Genomic DNA, 15,430 nt, shown 5'->3' with positions numbered 1-15,430 from the left:
CATGTCCGGGGTCGCGTTTTCGGCGAGGGCCGAAGGGATGAACCGCTTGTGAATGGCGGCCTAAGCGCCGGTTCACGAACGACGCGCCATCCTCGCAAGCATAGACGGCCGCGCGTCGCTCGGCCCGCCTCGGGAAACGACTTGGAGAACAGGACGATGAAGACCTTTCTGCTTTCGACGGGCCTCGCTCTCGGCCTCGGCGTGTTCGCGCTGGCTCCGGCCTCGGCGGCGCCGGTGGTGAAGTCGACCGTCGTGACTACGGGCGTCGTGAACGACAGCGCCTGCCGCACGGTCGAGAAGCGCGTTCGCCGCAACGGCGTCGTGCGCATCACCCGCACCCGCGAGTGCACCCGCCCGCGCGTCGTCGAGCGTCGCGTGTACCGCGACAACCGTCGCTACTACGCGCCGCGTCCGCACTATCGCCACCACGATCCGCGTCCGGGCATCTCGATCCGCGTCAACTGAGCGACGCGTCTGATCCGACCTGAAACGAAGGCGGCGGACCCCAGGGTCCGCCGCCTTTTCGTTTCCTCACCACGCGACCGTACGGTCGATGCGGACCACGAAGTTGAGCCAGGGCGCCGGCTCCGCGACGCGTTCGTAGAGCGGGATCGCGGAGCTGCCCTCGGGAACCATCCAGCGCAGATGGACCCAGTCGCGCGCCGCGCCGGCCTCGGCGATGTGCGCGATCAGGGCCGCGGCCACGCCGCGCCCGCGCGCGGAAGGCCGCACGTAGAGATCGTCGAGCTGGCCGGCGCGCCGCGCGCTGATCGCCTCGGGCAGGTCGTAATAGAGCCCGAAGCCGGCCAGTTCGCCGTCGAGCTCGGCGCCCGCGATCTCGACCACGCGGTCGCTCAGCAGCCGGCCCACATAGGCCTCGTCGATCGCCGCCGCCGGCCCGTGCATCAGCGCGGCCGAGTATTCGGCGATGAGCGGCGTCAGCCGCGGAACGTCGGCCTCGCCGAGGCGGACGATGCGCAGGGCCATGCGGGACGTGTCCTCAAGCCGGAAAAGGGGGCCGCGGCGGGCGCGGCCCCGAGGCGCCTCAGCGCCAGTCGCGGATGTCGACGAAGCGGCCGGCGATCGCCGCCGCCGCCGCCATCGCCGGCGACACCAGATGGGTGCGGCCGCGGAAGCCCTGACGGCCCTCGAAGTTGCGGTTCGAGGTCGAGGCGCAGCGCTCCTCGGGCTTCAGCTTGTCCGGGTTCATGGCGAGGCACATGGAGCAGCCCGGCTCCCGCCAGTCGAATCCGGCCGCCTTGAAGATGCGGTCCAGGCCCTCGGCCTCGGCCTGCTCCTTCACGAGGCCGGAGCCCGGAACCACCATGGCGCTGACATTGGCGTTGACGGTCTTGCCGGCGACCATCTTCGCGGCCTGCCGCAGGTCCTCGATGCGCCCGTTGGTGCAGGAGCCGATGAACACGCGGTCGAGCGCGATGTCGGTGATCTTCTGGCCGGCGGTCAGGCCCATATAGGCGAGCGCGCGCTTGATCGCGGCGCGCTTGCCCTCGTCGGAGGCGGCGTCCGGGTCCGGCACGAGCCCGGTGACGGAGACCACGTCCTGCGGGCTCGTGCCCCAGGAGACGATCGGCGGCAGGTTGGCGGCGTCGAGCCGGACCTCGCGGTCGAAATGCGCGCCCTCGTCGGAGACCAGCGTGTCCCAGTAGCGCCGCGCGGCGTCCCAGGCGTCGCCTTTCGGCGCGCGCTTGCGGTCCTTGACGTAGGCGTAGGTGGTCTCGTCCGGCGCGATCATGCCGGCGCGGGCGCCGCCCTCGATCGACATGTTGCAGACCGTCATGCGGCCTTCCATCGACAGCGCCCGGATCGCCTCGCCGGCGTACTCCATCACGTAGCCGGTGCCGCCGGCGGTGCCGATCTCACCGATGATCGCGAGGATCACGTCCTTCGCGCCCACGCCTTCCGGCAGCGCGCCGTCGACGGTGATGCGCATGTTCCTGGCTTTGGTCTGGATCAGCGTCTGGGTCGCGAGCACGTGCTCGACCTCGGACGTGCCGATGCCGTGCGCCAGCGCCCCGAAGGCGCCGTGCGTCGAGGTGTGGCTGTCGCCGCAGACGATGGTGGCGCCGGGCAGGGTGAATCCCTGCTCGGGACCGACGATGTGGACGACGCCCTGACGCTTGTCGAACTCGTCATAGTACTCGATGCCGAACTCGCGGGTGTTCTCGGCGAGCGCCGCGATCTGCGCCGCCGACTCCGGGTCGGGGTTGGGCAGGTTGCGGTCGGAGGTCGGCACGTTGTGATCGACCACGGCCAGCGTCTTGTGCGGCGCGCGGACCTTGCGGCCGGTGGCGCGCAGGCCCTCGAACGCCTGCGGGCTCGTCACCTCATGGACGAGGTGGCGGTCGATGTAGAGCAGGACGGAGCCATCGGGCTGGCGGTCGACGATGTGGTCGTCGAAGATCTTGTCGTACAGGGTCTTGGGAGCGGCGGACATGATGCGCCTCTGGGGCCTTGGAATGCGGAACGGACGGATGCGGCGCGCCGGCTCGCGGCGCGGTCGGGATCAGCGGCGAAGTCGCGTGCTGATCGCCGACAGACGCGCATGGAACCGCGACGGCAGGCGCACATGGTCGGCGAGACCCGCGAAGGTCTCCGTCGTCCGCGCCTCGATCCGCTGTCCGCGCCTGCTCATGGGCCGAGATATGGTCCAACTTGGAACGAGTTGCAAATGCCGCCGGAGCCTATGCGCTCCGACGTTTCCGCAGGGTTACGAAGCCGTGCTCCCGCGGAGGCGGGACCAGCTCAGGCCAGCCGGCCGTGGCAGTGCTTGAACTTCTTGCCCGAGCCGCAGGGGCAGGGCGCGTTGCGGCCGACGGCGCTCCAGGTGGTCGGGTCGTTCGGATTCACGCCGGCCGGCCACGCGCCGTTCTCCTCGACCGCCGCGTATTGCGGCTCGGCGAAGGCGAACTCGTTCTCGCCGGTCTGCGGATCCTGGTGGATCGCCTGCATCTCCGGCAGGCCCTCGTCGGCGAGCGGCGGCGGCGACTGCACCAGCTCGACCCGCATGAGCTGACCCGTGACCGCCTCGCGCAGCTTCGCCAGCATCGCCTCGAACAGCTCGAACGCCTCGGATTTGTACTCGTTGAGCGGATCGCGCTGGGCGTAGCCGCGCAGGCCGATCACCTGGCGCAGGTGGTCGAGCGTCGCGAGGTGCTCGCGCCAGAGATGGTCGAGCGTCTGCAGCAGCACCGCCTTCTCGATCTGGCCGGTGATGTCCGGCCCGAACCGCTCGGCGCGCTCCGCCGCGGCGGCGTCGGCCGCCTTGGTGATGCGCTCGCGGATCTCCTCGTCGGCGATGCCTTCCTCGGCCGCCCAGGCGACGATCGGCAGGTCGAGGTTCAGGACCTCGCGGACCTCCTCCTCGAGCTCCTTCGAGCTCCACTGCTCAGGGTAGGCGTTCTCGGGGATGTGCTTCGAGACGATGTCGTCGATCACGTCATGGCGCATCTCGGCGATCGGCGCTGAGATCGACTCCGCGGCGAGGAATTCGAGCCGCTGCTCGAACACCGCCTTGCGCTGGTCGTTCATGACGTTGTCGTACTTGAGCAGGTTTTTGCGCACGTCGAAGTTGCGCGCCTCGACCTTCTTCTGCGCCTTCTCCAGCGCCTTGTTCACCCAGGGGTGGACGATCGCCTCGCCTTCCTCGATGCCGAGCTTCTGCAGCATGCCGTCGATGCGCTGCGAGCCGAAGATGCGCATCAGGTCGTCTTCGAGCGACAGGAAGAAGTGGCTGCGGCCGGGGTCGCCCTGGCGGCCGGAGCGGCCGCGAAGCTGGTTGTCGATGCGGCGGCTTTCGTGCCGCTCGGTGCCGACCACGAACAGGCCGCCGGCGGCCTTGGCGATGTCCTTCTTGGCGGCGATGTCGGCCTTGATCTCGGCGATCCGCGCCTCGCGCTCCGGTCCGTCCTCGACGCCCTCGAGCTCGCGCTCGGTGCGCATCTCGAGGTTGCCGCCGAGCTGGATGTCGGTGCCGCGGCCCGCCATGTTGGTGGCGATCGTCACCGCCCCGGGCACGCCGGCCTGCGCGACGATGTAGGCTTCCTGCTCGTGGTAGCGGGCGTTCAGCACCTGGTGCTCGATCTTCGCCTTCTTGAGCGCCTCGGACAGCGTCTCGGACTTCTCGATCGAGGTGGTGCCCACGAGGATCGGCTGGCCGCGCTCCTTGCAGTCGCGGATCAGCTCGATGATCGCCTTCTCCTTCTCGCGGTTGGTCCGGTAGACCTCGTCGTCGTCATCCTTGCGGGCGACGGGAAGGTTCGTCGGCATCTCGACCACTTCGAGGCCGTAGATGTCCAGCAGCTCCTCCGCCTCGGTCATGGCGGTGCCGGTCATGCCGGAGAGCTTGTGGTACATGCGGAAGTAGTTCTGGAAGGTGATCGAGGCGAGCGTCTGGTTCTCGGGCTGAATCTTCGCGCCTTCCTTGGCCTCCAGCGCCTGATGCAGGCCTTCCGAGAAGCGCCGGCCCGGCATCATGCGGCCGGTGAACTCGTCGATGATGACGACCTCGTCGCCGCGGACGATGTAGTCCTTGTCCTTCTGGAACAGCTTGTGCGCGCGCAGCGCCTGCGTGACGTGGTGGACGACCGTGACGTTCTCGACGTCGTAGAGGTTGTCGCCCTTCAGCATCCCGGCCTCTTCGAGCATGCGCTCGATGTGCTCGTTGCCGGCCTCGGTCAGGGTCGCGGTGCGCTGCTTCTCGTCGACCTCGTAGTCCTCGGGGACGAGCTGCGGGATGAACTTGTCGAGCGCCACGTAGAGGTCCGAGCGGTCCTCCATCGGGCCGGAGATGATCAGCGGCGTGCGCGCCTCGTCGACCAGGATCGAGTCGACCTCGTCGATGATGGCGTAGGCGTGCCCGCGCTGGACCATCGCGCGCACGTCGTACTTCATGTTGTCGCGCAGATAGTCGAAGCCGAGCTCGTTGTTGGTGGCGTAGGTGATGTCGCAGGCGTAGGCCTCGCGGCGCTCGTCGTCGTCGAGCCCATGCACGATCACGCCGACCGACAGGCCGAGGAAGCCGTGCACGCGTCCCATCCAGCCGCTGTCGCGCTGGGCGAGGTAGTCGTTGACGGTGACGACGTGGACGCCCTGGCCGGAGAGCGCGTTGAGATAGGCCGCGAGCGTCGAGACCAGCGTCTTGCCCTCGCCGGTCTTCATCTCGGCGATGCGGCCCTCGTGCAGCGTCATGCCGCCCATGAGCTGGACGTCGAAATGGCGCTGGCCGAGCACGCGCTTCGCCGCCTCGCGCACCACCGCGAAGGCGGGGACGAGCAGGTCGTCGAGCGTCTTGCCGGCGGCGAGCTGGTCGCGGAACTCCAGGGTCTTGGCGCGGAGCTGCTCGTCGGTGAGCGCCGAGATTTCAGGCTCCAGCGCGTTGATCGCGGCCACGCGGGGGCGCAGCGCCTTTACGCGGCGCTCGTTGGATGAGCCGAAGAGGCGTCGGGCGAGACCGCCGAACATGGGCGAACCTTTCTCGAGTGGCGCGGAACGCGCGTCGGGGGATCGGCCGGGCCGGAACGCCGCCCTGGGGCGGTCAGGGGAGCCCGGAACTCCCTCGATTTCGAGCCGCTTCGCGCGCGGCGGACGGCAGCGGACGAGATAAGAGGGAGCCTCAGGGTTGTCAATGATGGGCCTTTCCGACACTCTCCCGCGCGATTGGGGCGCTGCGACGCTCAAAACGGAAGGTTCTCATGACATTTTCGCTTTCGCCGAGCTGTCGTTCCGCCGCGCTCGGCGCCTCTTTCGCGCTGATCCTCGCCGCCGTCGCGCCCGCCGCGGCGCAGACGCCGCCGGCTCCGGCCGCGCCCGCCGCCGAGGCGCCGACGCCCGATCCGAAGACGGTGCTCGCGACGGTGGACGGCGCCGAGATCACCGCAGGCGAAGTGGAGCTCGCGAAGGAGGACCTGCAGCAGTCTCTCGCCTCCATGACCGAGCCGCAGCGGCGCGACTACGCGCTGAACTACCTGATCGACCTGAAGATCGCGGCGCGGGCCGCCGAGAAGGACAAGCTCGGCGACACCACCGAGTTCAAGCAGCGCATCGCCTATCTGCATGACCGCGCGCTGATGGAGGAGCTGCTCCAGAAGACCTCGAAGGCGGCCGTCACCGACGAGGCTATGCGCAAGCTCTATGACGAGACCGCCAAGAACCTGAAGCCCGAGCAGGAGGTGCGCGCCAGCCACATCCTGGTCAAGACCGAGGACGAGGCCAAGAAGGTCGAGGAGCGGCTCGGGAAGGGCGAGGACTTCGCCGAGATCGCGACCGAGGTCTCGACCGATCCGGGCTCCGCCAAGCAGGGCGGCGACCTCGGCTTCTTCGGCAAGGGCCAGATGGTGCCGGCCTTCGACGAGGCCGTGTTCAAGCTCGAGCCGAACAAGGTCTCCGACCCGGTCAAGACGCAGTTCGGCTTCCATATCATCAAGGTGACCGAGAAGCGCGAGCGGCCGATCCCGCCGTTCGAGCAGGTCAAGCCCCAGATCGAGCAGTATGTGGTGCGCACCGCCCAGCAGGACCTGATCCTCAAGCTGCGCGGCGAGGCCAAGGTCGAGCGCACCAAGGCCGGCGAGCCGCAGGCGCAGCCCGCGATCCCGGGCGCCGACGCCCCGCCGGCCGAAGCGCCGAAGCCGTAACATACGGGAAGCGCTCGGCGCGGACCTCCTCCGCCGGGCCTCCCCCGCCATGCTGCGCATGGTCCCCCTCCTCCGCAAGCGGAGGAGGGTTCGCCGCGCCGCCGCGCGCGGGCCCTGCATTCCCTTCGTCATACGAATTCTGTAAGCCTCGCGCGGCCACGCGCTTCGAAGGGAACCCATGTCGACCGCCGTCTCGCCGCTCGCCCCCAAATCCTCGCCGACGCTGCCGGCGATCGCCGGCGTCCGGCTCGCGACCGCGGCGGCCGGCATCCGCTACAAGGGCCGCACCGACGTGCTGCTCGCGGCCTTCGACGAAGGGACGAGCGTCGCCGGCGTGTTCACGCGTTCGCTGTGCCCCTCGGCCCCGGTGGAATGGTGCCGCGACCGGCTCGCCGGCGGCTCGATCCGCGCGCTGGTGGTCAATTCCGGCAACGCCAACGCCTTCACCGGCAAGCGCGGCCGGGCCGCGACCGCGCTGACCGCCGAGATCACGGCGCAGGCGGTCGGCTGTCCGGAGGCGGAGATCTTCCTCGCCTCGACCGGCGTGATCGGCGAGCCGCTCGACGCCACCCGGTTCGCGGGCGTGATGGACGGGCTCGTCTCGGCCGGACGGGGCGACGCCTGGGCCGCCGCGGCGCAGGCGATCATGACCACCGACACCTTCCCGAAGCTCGCCACCCGCACGGCCGAAATCGGCGGCGTCACGGTGACGATCAACGGCATCGCCAAGGGCGCCGGCATGATCGCGCCCGACATGGCGACCATGCTCGCCTTCGTCGCGACCGACGCGGCGATCGCCGCTCCCGCGTTGCAGGCGCTCCTTTCGGACGTCACCGAGCGCTCGTTCAACTGCGTGACGATCGACGGCGACACCTCCACGTCCGACACGCTGCTGGCCTTCGCGACGGGCAAGGCCGGGAACGCTGCTGTTCTCGACGCGTCCGACCCCGCGCTCGCCGAATTCAGGGCGGCGCTCGAGGATCTCGCGATCGAGCTCGCCCAGCTTGTCGCCCGCGACGGCGAAGGCGCGCGCAAGTTCGTGACCGTCGAGGTCGAGGGCGCGGAGAGCGACCTCTCGGCGCGGAAGATCGCGCTGTCGATCGCGAACTCGCCGCTGGTGAAGACCGCGATCGCCGGCGAGGACGCCAACTGGGGCCGCGTGGTGATGGCGGTGGGCAAGGCCGGAGAGCCCGCCGACCGCGACCGACTGTCGATCCGCTTCGGCGACATCCGCGTGGCGCATGAGGGCGAGCGCGACCCGTCCTACGACGAGGCCGTGACCTCCGCCTACATGAAGAACCAGGAGATCGCGATCGGCGTCGATCTCGGCATCGCCGCCGGGCGGGCCCGGGTGTGGACCTGCGACCTGACCGAAGGCTACATCGCCATCAACGCCGATTATCGGTCGTGAATCCCTGATCGCCTCAACCCGCTCTTAAGGTCTCACGCGTCAAATGGTCGAGGATGCAAGTCCGAAGCTTGTTCTTGTCGTCGCCTGCGCCCTGGTGGACGCCGACGGCCGCGTGCTGATCGCGCAGCGGCCGGAGGGGAAGAGCCTGGCGGGGCTCTGGGAGTTTCCCGGCGGCAAGGTCGAGGCGGGCGAGCGTCCGGAACAAACCTTGATCCGGGAGCTGGCCGAAGAGCTTGGCGTCGTGGTCGAGGAGCCGTGTCTCGCGCCTCTCACCTTCGCAAGCCATGCCTACGAGACGTTCCACCTGCTGATGCCGCTCTATGTGTGCCGGCGCTGGACGGGGATCGTGACGGGGCGCGAGGGCCAGGCGACGCGCTGGGTCCGCCCGGAACGGCTCCGCGATTTCCCGATGCCGCCGGCCGACGAGCCGCTGATAGCGCATCTCGTCGGCCTGCTCTGACCCGTCTGCCGCGTCGAAGCCGCCCAGGACGGGCGCGTACGGGGGAGGCGCGGTGGCATGGGACAGGATGTGACGGCCGGGGCGCTCCGCGCGCTGACGCGGTTCTGGAGAGACGAGCGCGGCGCGACGGCGATCGAATACGCCATGATCGCGGTCGGCGTCGGCGCGGCGATCGCCGCGACCGTCTATACGCTGGGCGACGTGGTCTTCAGCAAGTACTTCGAGCGCATCGCCAACGAAACCAACCGCTGACCCAAGGCTCGGTCCAGCCGCGTCATGTCTGCTGGTAGACCGCGACGGTCCGGTCGAAACGCCGCGCGGCGAGGTCGTCCTTCCGGATCAGGAAGTAGACCGCGCCGTCCGCGAACTCGGATCGCATCCAGTCCTTGACGTCGATCTGAAGCAGCAGCGCCCAGCCTCTGGCTTCGCGCTCGATCTCTTCCCGGCGACGCCTTCGTTCTTCACGATCGAGGTGTTGGACGCCGAAACGGGTCACGACCACCGCGTCGTAGCGTGGGTCGTCCTGTTCCGGCTGAGGCGATCCGAGCAATTGCTGGCGCCGCCATGTCTCTTGGCGATCGGAGTCGGAGCTCTCCTCGACCGCGGCTTCGTAATCCCCGGCGAGATCGCTCCCCTCGCCCGAGGTCGAACGGGCCGCCGCGGCTATTTCCGGCAGCGCGGCGATCTCGATCGAGGCGACGCTCGGCAGGCGAAGCGTGGCGCGGAGCGTCATGGCGCGGCCCGGCGCATCATAGGCGCTTCCCGAGCTGCGCGCGGCGTCGGCGTCGTTTCCGAATTCCTCGGCGATCTTGACGCGTTCGGCGCGGTCCGCGGCGGCCGCCTCGGCGAGATCGGCGGGCGGCGCGAGCGGCGCGAGCTGGTCGGCGGGAGTCCTGTCCCAGATCACTCGCGCGACGCGCGAGCCGGTGTCCCATGGTCCGGCGGCGAGGTCGTAGAAGAACAGCAGCCGCCCGTCCTGCGGCAGTCCTGCGGCGACCGATCCGAGCCGCGCGGCTTCGCCGAGGTCGACCTGCGCGAAGAAGGCGTACGGCAGGCGTTTGGCGAAATGCTCCCGCATCTCATTCCCGGCGTCGGGAGAACCACGCGCAGCCACCGCCTCGGGATCGGCGGGCGGCGAGGGACGGGGCCACTCCGCTCCCGGCCCCATGTCGGGAACGCCGCCGATCCTCGATCCGCCACGCGTCGGAGGACCGGCCGACGGGACAAAAACGATCGCCGGGACCAACGCCGATATGACCTGCTCCAGACGGGGCGGGTCGAAATGGCCGGCGAGCGCCGCGCGAGCGGCTGCGGCGTCGTCAAACATCGCGATCGGGCTCCTTCTTCGCTTTGTCCGGCTGAGGCCTTGGGGGCGGAGCGCCTTCGGGAACGCCGAGGGCGTCGGCGAGACGCGTGCGCGCCGAGCCGGGCTTCAGCGGCTTCTGCTGGTCGGGATGCGGCGCCCAGCCGGACAGCCACACGATGTCGAAGGTCGCGCGCACCCGGCCGTCGGGGTCGCCGAAGCGCTCGCCGTAGATGTCGATCATGCGTCCGAGCGTGGCGCGGCGCAGCGGCGCCCGCCGCCGCTCCTCGAGCGCGTTGGTCGCGCCCCAGGCGCGCAGGTCCGCCATCAGCGCCAGCGCGTGCGGGTAGCGCACCGTCACGCGGTCGACGTCGGTCACGGGGAGCGCGAAGCCGGCGCGCTGCAGCAGACCGCCGAGCGCGCGCACGTCCGCGAAGGGCAGCACGCGGGGGCTCAGGCCTCCCTCGACCTCGCCCTCGGCCGCCGCGAAGGCCTGCCGGAGCTCGGTCAGCGTGTCGCCGCCGAGGAGCGCGGCCAGCATCAGCCCGTCCGGCCTCAGCGCGCGCCGGACTTGCGCGAGCGCGCCGGGCAGGTCGTTCGCGAACTGCAGCGCCAGCGTCGAGACGATGAGGTCGAAGCTCTCGGGCGCGAAGGGCAACGCCTCCGGATCGCAGGCGAGGTCCGCGCCCGGCCCGGCGAGCGACGCGGCGCGCACGACGCGCCTCACGCCCGGCCGGGCGGCGAGCGCGGCCGCCGTCTCTCCGCCGGGCGAGGCAAGATCGAGCGCCTCCGTGAAGGGGCGCAACGTCGCCGCCAGCCGGTCCGCGACGTCCTCCGCGACGCGGCGGCGCAGGAAGTCCGGCCCCTCGCCGCCGCGGAGCGACCGGGCGCGCGCCAGTTTGAGCGCCCTGCGGTCGACGAGCGCGGGGACCTCCGAGACGGTCACGCCGGTTCCGGCGCCGCCCGGGACGCTTCCCCCGCCTCCAGCCGCCGCTCCGCGTCGATCATGTAGTCGCGGGTCTTCGGCGTGGCGTCGACGTCCTTCGTGAGCTGGATCTGGAACACCATGTGCTTGCCGTGGCGGAACGAGAACTCGGCCGTGATGAGGTAGAACTCCCACATCCGGCAGAAGCGTTCGCCGAGCAGGGCTGCGGCCTGAGCGCGGTTCGCCTGGAAGCGGCGCTCCCAGTGCACGAGCGTCTCGGCGTAGTGCATGCGCCAGATCTCGATGTCGGTCGCCCAGAGCTTCGCGCCCTCGATCGCCGTCAGCGTCTCGGACAAGGCGGGGGAGTAGCCGCCGGGGAAGATGTACTTCTTGACCCAGGCGCCCGTGATGCCCGGCCCGCCCTTGCGCCCGATCGAGTGCAGCAACGCGACGCCGTCCGGCTTCAAGAGCTTCGAGACCTTGGCGAAGAAAGCCGGGAAGTTCTTGACGCCCACATGCTCGAACATGCCGACCGAGACGATCCGGTCGAACGGCCCGGCGACGTCGCGGTAGTCCATCAGCTCGAACCGCACGCGGTCGGCGACGCCCGCCGCCTCGGCGCGCTGGCGGGCGAGCGCGAGCTGCTCCTTCGACAGCGTCACGCCCAGCACCTCGACCCCGCAGTTCTTCGCGAGGTAGATCGCCATCGAGCCCCAACCGGAGCCGATGTCGAGCACCCGCTGGCCGGGCTTGAGGTCGAGCTTCGCCACGATGTGGCGGAGCTTCGCGACCTGGGCCTCCTCGAGCGTGTCGTCGGGGGAGCGGAAATAGCCGCAGGAGTAGTTCAGCCCCTCGTCGAGAAAGAGCCGGTACATCTCGTTCGAGAGGTCGTAATGGGCCTCGACGTTCTTCCGCGACAGCGCGCTGGAGTTCGCGCGCGCCCAGCGCTTCAGCTTCTTCAGCGTGCCCCGCAGCGCCTTCTGGATCGGTTGGCCGCGCAGGTTCGTCCGGTTCAGCGCATAGATCGTGAGGAAGTCGCGGAGCGAGCCGCGCTCGAGGGTGAGCCGGCCGTCCATATAGGCCTCGCCCGCCTTGAGCTCCGGATTGAGCAGCAGGTCGCGCGCCACCTTGGCGTCGTGCAGCCGGATCACGACCTCCGGCCCCGGCGCCCCCGCATGGGTGTGGGCGACGCCCTTGTGGTCGACGATGGTGAGCGAGCCGACGCCGACGAAACGGCGTAGCATCGTCTGGAACAGATCCATCGCAGCGCTCCCAACGCGAGGACGACAAGCCCGTTGCTTAGATCAGCAGCCCCCCGTCCGGCCAGCCCCTAACCGCTCGTGATCGAGGCGCAGGACCTTCGGCCCGCTCCCGCCGCCCGGCTGAAAGCCGCGGCGTGGCGGTTCGGACGCGCGCTGCTCGACGTCGCGCTGCCGCCGCAGTGCCTCGCCTGCTCTAAGCCCGTCTCCGATCAGGGCGGGCTGTGCGTCGCGTGCTGGAGCGATTTCAAGCCGATCGAGCGGCCGTTCTGCGAGCGCCTCGGCACGCCGTTTCCGGCCGATTTCGGCGCCGGCCTCGTCTCGCCGAAGGCGCTGGCGCGCCCGCCGGCCTGGGACCGGGCCCGCGCGGTGGCGCGATTCGACGGCGCGGCGCGGACGCTCGTGCACCGCCTGAAATACGGCGACGGCCTCCATCTCGCCCGCGCCATGGGCGGGATGATGGCGCGGGCGGGCCACGAACTGCTCGGACCGGACGTGCTGCTGGTCCCTACGCCGCTGCATCGCGGCCGGCTGTGGCGGCGGCGTTTCAACCAGTCGGCGCTGCTCGCCCGCGCCGCGGCGGAGGCGTCGGGCGCCCGGCTGGCGCTGCAGGCTCTGGAGCGCGTCAAGGCGACGCGGCCGCAGGTCGGGCTGACCGCGGCGCAGCGCGCGGACAATCTCGCCGGCGCGTTCCGCGTGTCGGAGGAGGGCCGGGCGCTCATCGCCGGGCGCCGGGTCGTGCTGGTCGACGACGTGCTGACGACCGGCGCCACGCTCGACCGGCTCGCGCGGCTGGCGCGGCGCGCGGGCGCGGCCTCGGTGGACGCTCTCGTCTTCGCCGTGGTTGTGAACGACGGGTGACGGGCTAATATCCGGGGATGACGACAGACCCTTCGAGCCCGAGGCGCCGATGCCCCCTGTGACCGTCTATGCGCGCGTCGGTTGCCCGTATTGCGACATGGCCAAGGATCTTCTCGCCCGGAAGAACATCCCGTTCGAGGAGATCGACATCGGCCGCCAGCCGGCCCGGCGCCCGGAGATGATCCAGCGCGCGGGCGGTCGCAGCACGGTCCCGCAGATCTTCATCGGCGACCGGCACGTGGGCGGTTGCGACGATCTCTACGCCCTTGAGCAGGCCGGCGGACTCGATCCGCTGCTGGCGGCATGACGATGGCCGGGAAGGACAAGCGTTTCGTCGTCGCCTGCGCGCAGATGCGCTCGGGCAAGGACGTCATGGCCAATGTGGACGCCGCGGCGCGCCTGATCCGAGAGGCCGCGGACGGCGGCGCGCAGTACGTCCAGACGCCGGAGATGACCAACATCCTGGTCCGGTCGCGCGAGGAGCTGTTCGCGCAGATCGTGCCGGAGGGCGCCTGCCCGACGCTGACCGCGCTGCAGGAGATCGCCCGCGCGCTCAAGGTGTTCGTGCACATCGGCTCGCTCGCCGTGCGGCTCGACGGCGACCGCGCGGCGAACCGCAGCTTCGTCATCGACCCGGACGGCGAGGTCGTCGCCCGCTACGACAAGATCCACATGTTCGACGTCGACCTCGCCAACGGCGAGAGCTGGCGCGAGAGCCAGACCTACCGTCCGGGCGAGAGCGCGGTCGGCGTCGATCTGCCGTGGGGACGGCTCGGGCTGACGATCTGCTACGACGTCCGCTTCCCGACGCTGCACCGGGCGCTGGCCGAGAACGGGGCGGAGGTCCTGGCCGGGCCCGCCGCCTTCACCAAGCAGACCGGCGAGGCGCACTGGCACGTACTGCTGCGCTCGCGCGCGATCGAGACCGGCTCCTTCGTCATAGCGGCGGCGCAGGGCGGCCGGCATGAGGACGGGCGCGACACTTATGGCCACAGCCTGATCGTCGATCCCTGGGGCAAAATCCTGGGGGAGATCGACGGCGCCGAGCCGGGCGTCACGCTCGCCGAGATCGACCTGTCCGAATCGGCCGCCGCCCGGCGCAAGATCCCGGCGCTGGAAAACGGCCGCCGCTTCAGCCTGCTCCCGGCCTCGTCCGAGCCGACGCTGCTGCGCGAGGCCGGCGGCTGAAGGCCGGCTACGGAAAACGGACGTCATGATTCACTACGACCTCGCCTGCGCCTGCGGCCGCCGCTTCGACGGCTGGTTCCGCTCGTCGCAGGATTTCGACGCCCAGGCGGCGCGCGGGCTGGTGTCGTGCCCGGCCTGCGGGTCGACGGAGGTGGCCAAGGCGCTGATGGCGCCCGCGGTCGCGACGCGCCGGGCCGAGACCTCCGCCGTCGCGCCGGCTGCGGAGCCGTCGGGGGACGCGCCGCAGGCCGTCGCGCTGGTGACGGAGAAGGATCAGGCGATCCGCGCGATGCTGCGGGAGCTGCGCGACCACGTCAAAACCAACGCCGAACACGTGGGCGACCGCTTTCCCGAGCTGGCCCGCCGCATGCACGCGGAGGAGATCGAGCGGAAGTCGATCTACGGCCGCGCCACCGCCGACGAGGCGCGGGCGCTCGCGGAGGAGGGCGTCGAGGTGCATGCGCTGCCCCGCTTTCCCGACGACGGCGACTGACGCCCTGAACCTGTGGACGCTGGGCGTCGGACGCCGCGTCGCAGGCCGCGCTCCACGCTTCGTTAACCCTGGTCTTCCTAACTGGTGAGGAGTTTTCGCACGGGGCGCCGCGGCGCCGGAACGGGGTCATCGACATGCGTTTTTCGGGACGGCCGCCCGCATCTTCCGACCTCGAGGCGGGGCGCGGGCCCGGCGACGCGCGGCGGCCGCAGACCGAGGTCCGCTCGGTGCGGACCCCGGACCGCGTGCTGCGGGAGCGCCGGGCCGCGCGCGACGAGACCCTCGACGCCTCCGTGGCCGTCGATCCCGGCCCGTCCGCCGGAGACGCCCAGCGGGCGCCCCACGCCTCCCGGATCGAGTTCATCGTCGACGCCGCGCCCGCGCCGGTCGGGTCGCCGCTGCCGAGCTGGCTCCAGCCGTTCGCGATCAGCCCCAACACCCGCTTCACACGCACGCCCGACAGCATCCTGCGCGGCCACGCCCAGGCGCCCGACGACGGCGTCGCGCCGATCGAGCCCGAAGCCGCCGCCGACGCCATCGCCGGCATGAGCTTCGACGACGCGCCTGCGCCTGCGCCCGTGCGCCAGCCGGCGACGCTTCGCCGCCTCGCGGACGCGATCCGGCTGGAGGGCGTCGCGCCCGAGGCGGCTTCCGAGCAGGACAACGCGCCGCTGGCCGAGGCCTTCGCGCCGGAGGCGCCGGAGCCGGACCCGGTCGCGCCGCCGGCCGCCTTCCTGACCGGCTCGCTCGGCCAGCCCTTCGGCGGCTTCGCGCCGGTCAGCTACTCCGCCTCCTTCGCCTGGGCGCCGACGGCGCCTGCCCCGGCGGCCGAACCCGGGGCGCCGGCGCCGGCGCCGGCCGCGCCCAAGGTCGAGGCGCC

Annotated in this window: 16 protein-coding genes and 1 pseudogene; 10 read left to right on the top strand and 7 right to left on the bottom strand. The window is 70.8% G+C overall.

Annotated features, from left to right (window positions below; all coding sequences use genetic code 11):
- The first annotated feature begins 156 nt into the window (after positions 1-156).
- Positions 157-465, top strand: a complete 309-nt coding sequence (locus tag ACFSCV_RS12650; protein WP_378799952.1) for a hypothetical protein — start codon at positions 157-159, stop codon at positions 463-465.
- 66 nt (positions 466-531) lie between these two features.
- Here the strand turns inward: ACFSCV_RS12650 and ACFSCV_RS12645 are convergent, their stop codons facing one another.
- The 4 genes from ACFSCV_RS12645 to secA form a co-directional block, all read right to left on the bottom strand.
- Positions 532-987, bottom strand: coding sequence for a GNAT family N-acetyltransferase (locus ACFSCV_RS12645; RefSeq protein ID WP_378799951.1), 456 nt, complete (start codon positions 985-987; stop codon positions 532-534).
- Positions 988-1,045: 58 nt separating this feature from the next.
- Positions 1,046-2,455, bottom strand: coding sequence for a 3-isopropylmalate dehydratase large subunit (gene leuC, locus ACFSCV_RS12640; protein ID WP_378799950.1), 1,410 nt, complete (start codon positions 2,453-2,455; stop codon positions 1,046-1,048).
- A 69-nt stretch (positions 2,456-2,524) separates the two neighbouring features.
- Complete coding sequence (locus ACFSCV_RS12635) at positions 2,525-2,653, bottom strand: hypothetical protein (RefSeq protein ID WP_378799949.1); 129 nt, start codon at positions 2,651-2,653, stop codon at positions 2,525-2,527.
- 110 nt (positions 2,654-2,763) lie between these two features.
- On the bottom strand, positions 2,764-5,481 hold the full coding sequence (secA, locus tag ACFSCV_RS12630) for a preprotein translocase subunit SecA (protein ID WP_378799948.1): 2,718 nt from the start codon (positions 5,479-5,481) through the stop codon (positions 2,764-2,766).
- Positions 5,482-5,711: 230 nt separating this feature from the next.
- Here secA and ACFSCV_RS12625 point away from each other — a divergent pair, with 230 nt between their 5' ends.
- From ACFSCV_RS12625 to ACFSCV_RS12610, 4 genes are all read left to right on the top strand, one after another.
- A complete protein-coding gene (locus ACFSCV_RS12625; RefSeq protein ID WP_378799947.1) occupies positions 5,712-6,650 on the top strand; it encodes a peptidylprolyl isomerase in 939 nt (312 codons plus the stop codon).
- 178 nt (positions 6,651-6,828) lie between these two features.
- The gene (gene argJ / locus ACFSCV_RS12620) at positions 6,829-8,061 is read left to right on the top strand and encodes a bifunctional glutamate N-acetyltransferase/amino-acid acetyltransferase ArgJ (protein WP_378799946.1); all 1,233 of its coding nucleotides are present in this window, start codon (positions 6,829-6,831) and stop codon (positions 8,059-8,061) included.
- Between the two features lie 43 nt (positions 8,062-8,104).
- Entirely contained in the window at positions 8,105-8,521 is a 417-nt protein-coding gene (locus ACFSCV_RS12615) for a (deoxy)nucleoside triphosphate pyrophosphohydrolase (RefSeq protein ID WP_378799945.1), read from the top strand.
- A 57-nt stretch (positions 8,522-8,578) separates the two neighbouring features.
- Positions 8,579-8,773 carry a Flp family type IVb pilin gene (locus tag ACFSCV_RS12610; protein WP_378799944.1) on the top strand — a complete coding sequence of 65 codons (195 nt, stop codon included), beginning with the start codon at positions 8,579-8,581 and terminating at the stop codon, positions 8,771-8,773.
- 22 nt (positions 8,774-8,795) lie between these two features.
- Here ACFSCV_RS12610 and ACFSCV_RS12605 read toward each other — a convergent pair whose 3' ends face one another.
- The 3 genes from ACFSCV_RS12605 to ACFSCV_RS12595 are packed head-to-tail and all read right to left on the bottom strand — an operon-like array spanning position 8,796 to position 12,011.
- A complete protein-coding gene (locus tag ACFSCV_RS12605; protein WP_378799943.1) occupies positions 8,796-9,848 on the bottom strand; it encodes a DUF1963 domain-containing protein in 1,053 nt (350 codons plus the stop codon).
- Entirely contained in the window at positions 9,841-10,770 is a 930-nt protein-coding gene (locus ACFSCV_RS12600; protein ID WP_378799942.1) for a methyltransferase domain-containing protein, read from the bottom strand. The genes ACFSCV_RS12605 and ACFSCV_RS12600 overlap by 8 nt, the downstream gene beginning before the upstream one ends.
- Complete coding sequence (locus ACFSCV_RS12595; RefSeq protein ID WP_378799941.1) at positions 10,767-12,011, bottom strand: class I SAM-dependent methyltransferase; 1,245 nt, start codon at positions 12,009-12,011, stop codon at positions 10,767-10,769. The genes ACFSCV_RS12600 and ACFSCV_RS12595 overlap by 4 nt, the downstream gene beginning before the upstream one ends.
- A gap of 78 nt (positions 12,012-12,089) precedes the next feature.
- On the opposite strand from ACFSCV_RS12595, the gene ACFSCV_RS12590 reads away from it, so the two are divergent.
- From ACFSCV_RS12590 to ACFSCV_RS12570, 5 genes and pseudogenes are all read left to right on the top strand, one after another.
- Positions 12,090-12,869 (top strand): ComF family protein, encoded by a 780-nt coding sequence (locus ACFSCV_RS12590; protein ID WP_378799940.1) that lies wholly within the window; start codon positions 12,090-12,092, stop codon positions 12,867-12,869.
- 49 nt (positions 12,870-12,918) lie between these two features.
- Positions 12,919-13,176: a glutaredoxin 3 gene (grxC, locus tag ACFSCV_RS12585; RefSeq protein ID WP_378799939.1), complete on the top strand. Its 258-nt coding sequence runs from the start codon at positions 12,919-12,921 to the stop codon at positions 13,174-13,176.
- Entirely contained in the window at positions 13,173-14,057 is an 885-nt protein-coding gene (locus tag ACFSCV_RS12580; protein ID WP_378799938.1) for a carbon-nitrogen hydrolase family protein, read from the top strand. The genes grxC and ACFSCV_RS12580 overlap by 4 nt, the downstream gene beginning before the upstream one ends.
- A 25-nt stretch (positions 14,058-14,082) precedes the next feature.
- Entirely contained in the window at positions 14,083-14,550 is a 468-nt protein-coding gene (locus tag ACFSCV_RS12575; protein WP_378799937.1) for a DUF1178 family protein, read from the top strand.
- Between the two features lie 134 nt (positions 14,551-14,684).
- A pseudogene (locus ACFSCV_RS12570) lies at positions 14,685-15,430 on the top strand (DNA translocase FtsK); the annotation flags it as partial.

It is taken from the genome of Methylopila henanensis (assembly GCF_042681025.1).
Taxonomy (GTDB): domain Bacteria; phylum Pseudomonadota; class Alphaproteobacteria; order Rhizobiales; family Methylopilaceae; genus Methylopila; species Methylopila henanensis.
This window is presented reverse-complemented; position numbering and strand designations above follow the sequence as displayed.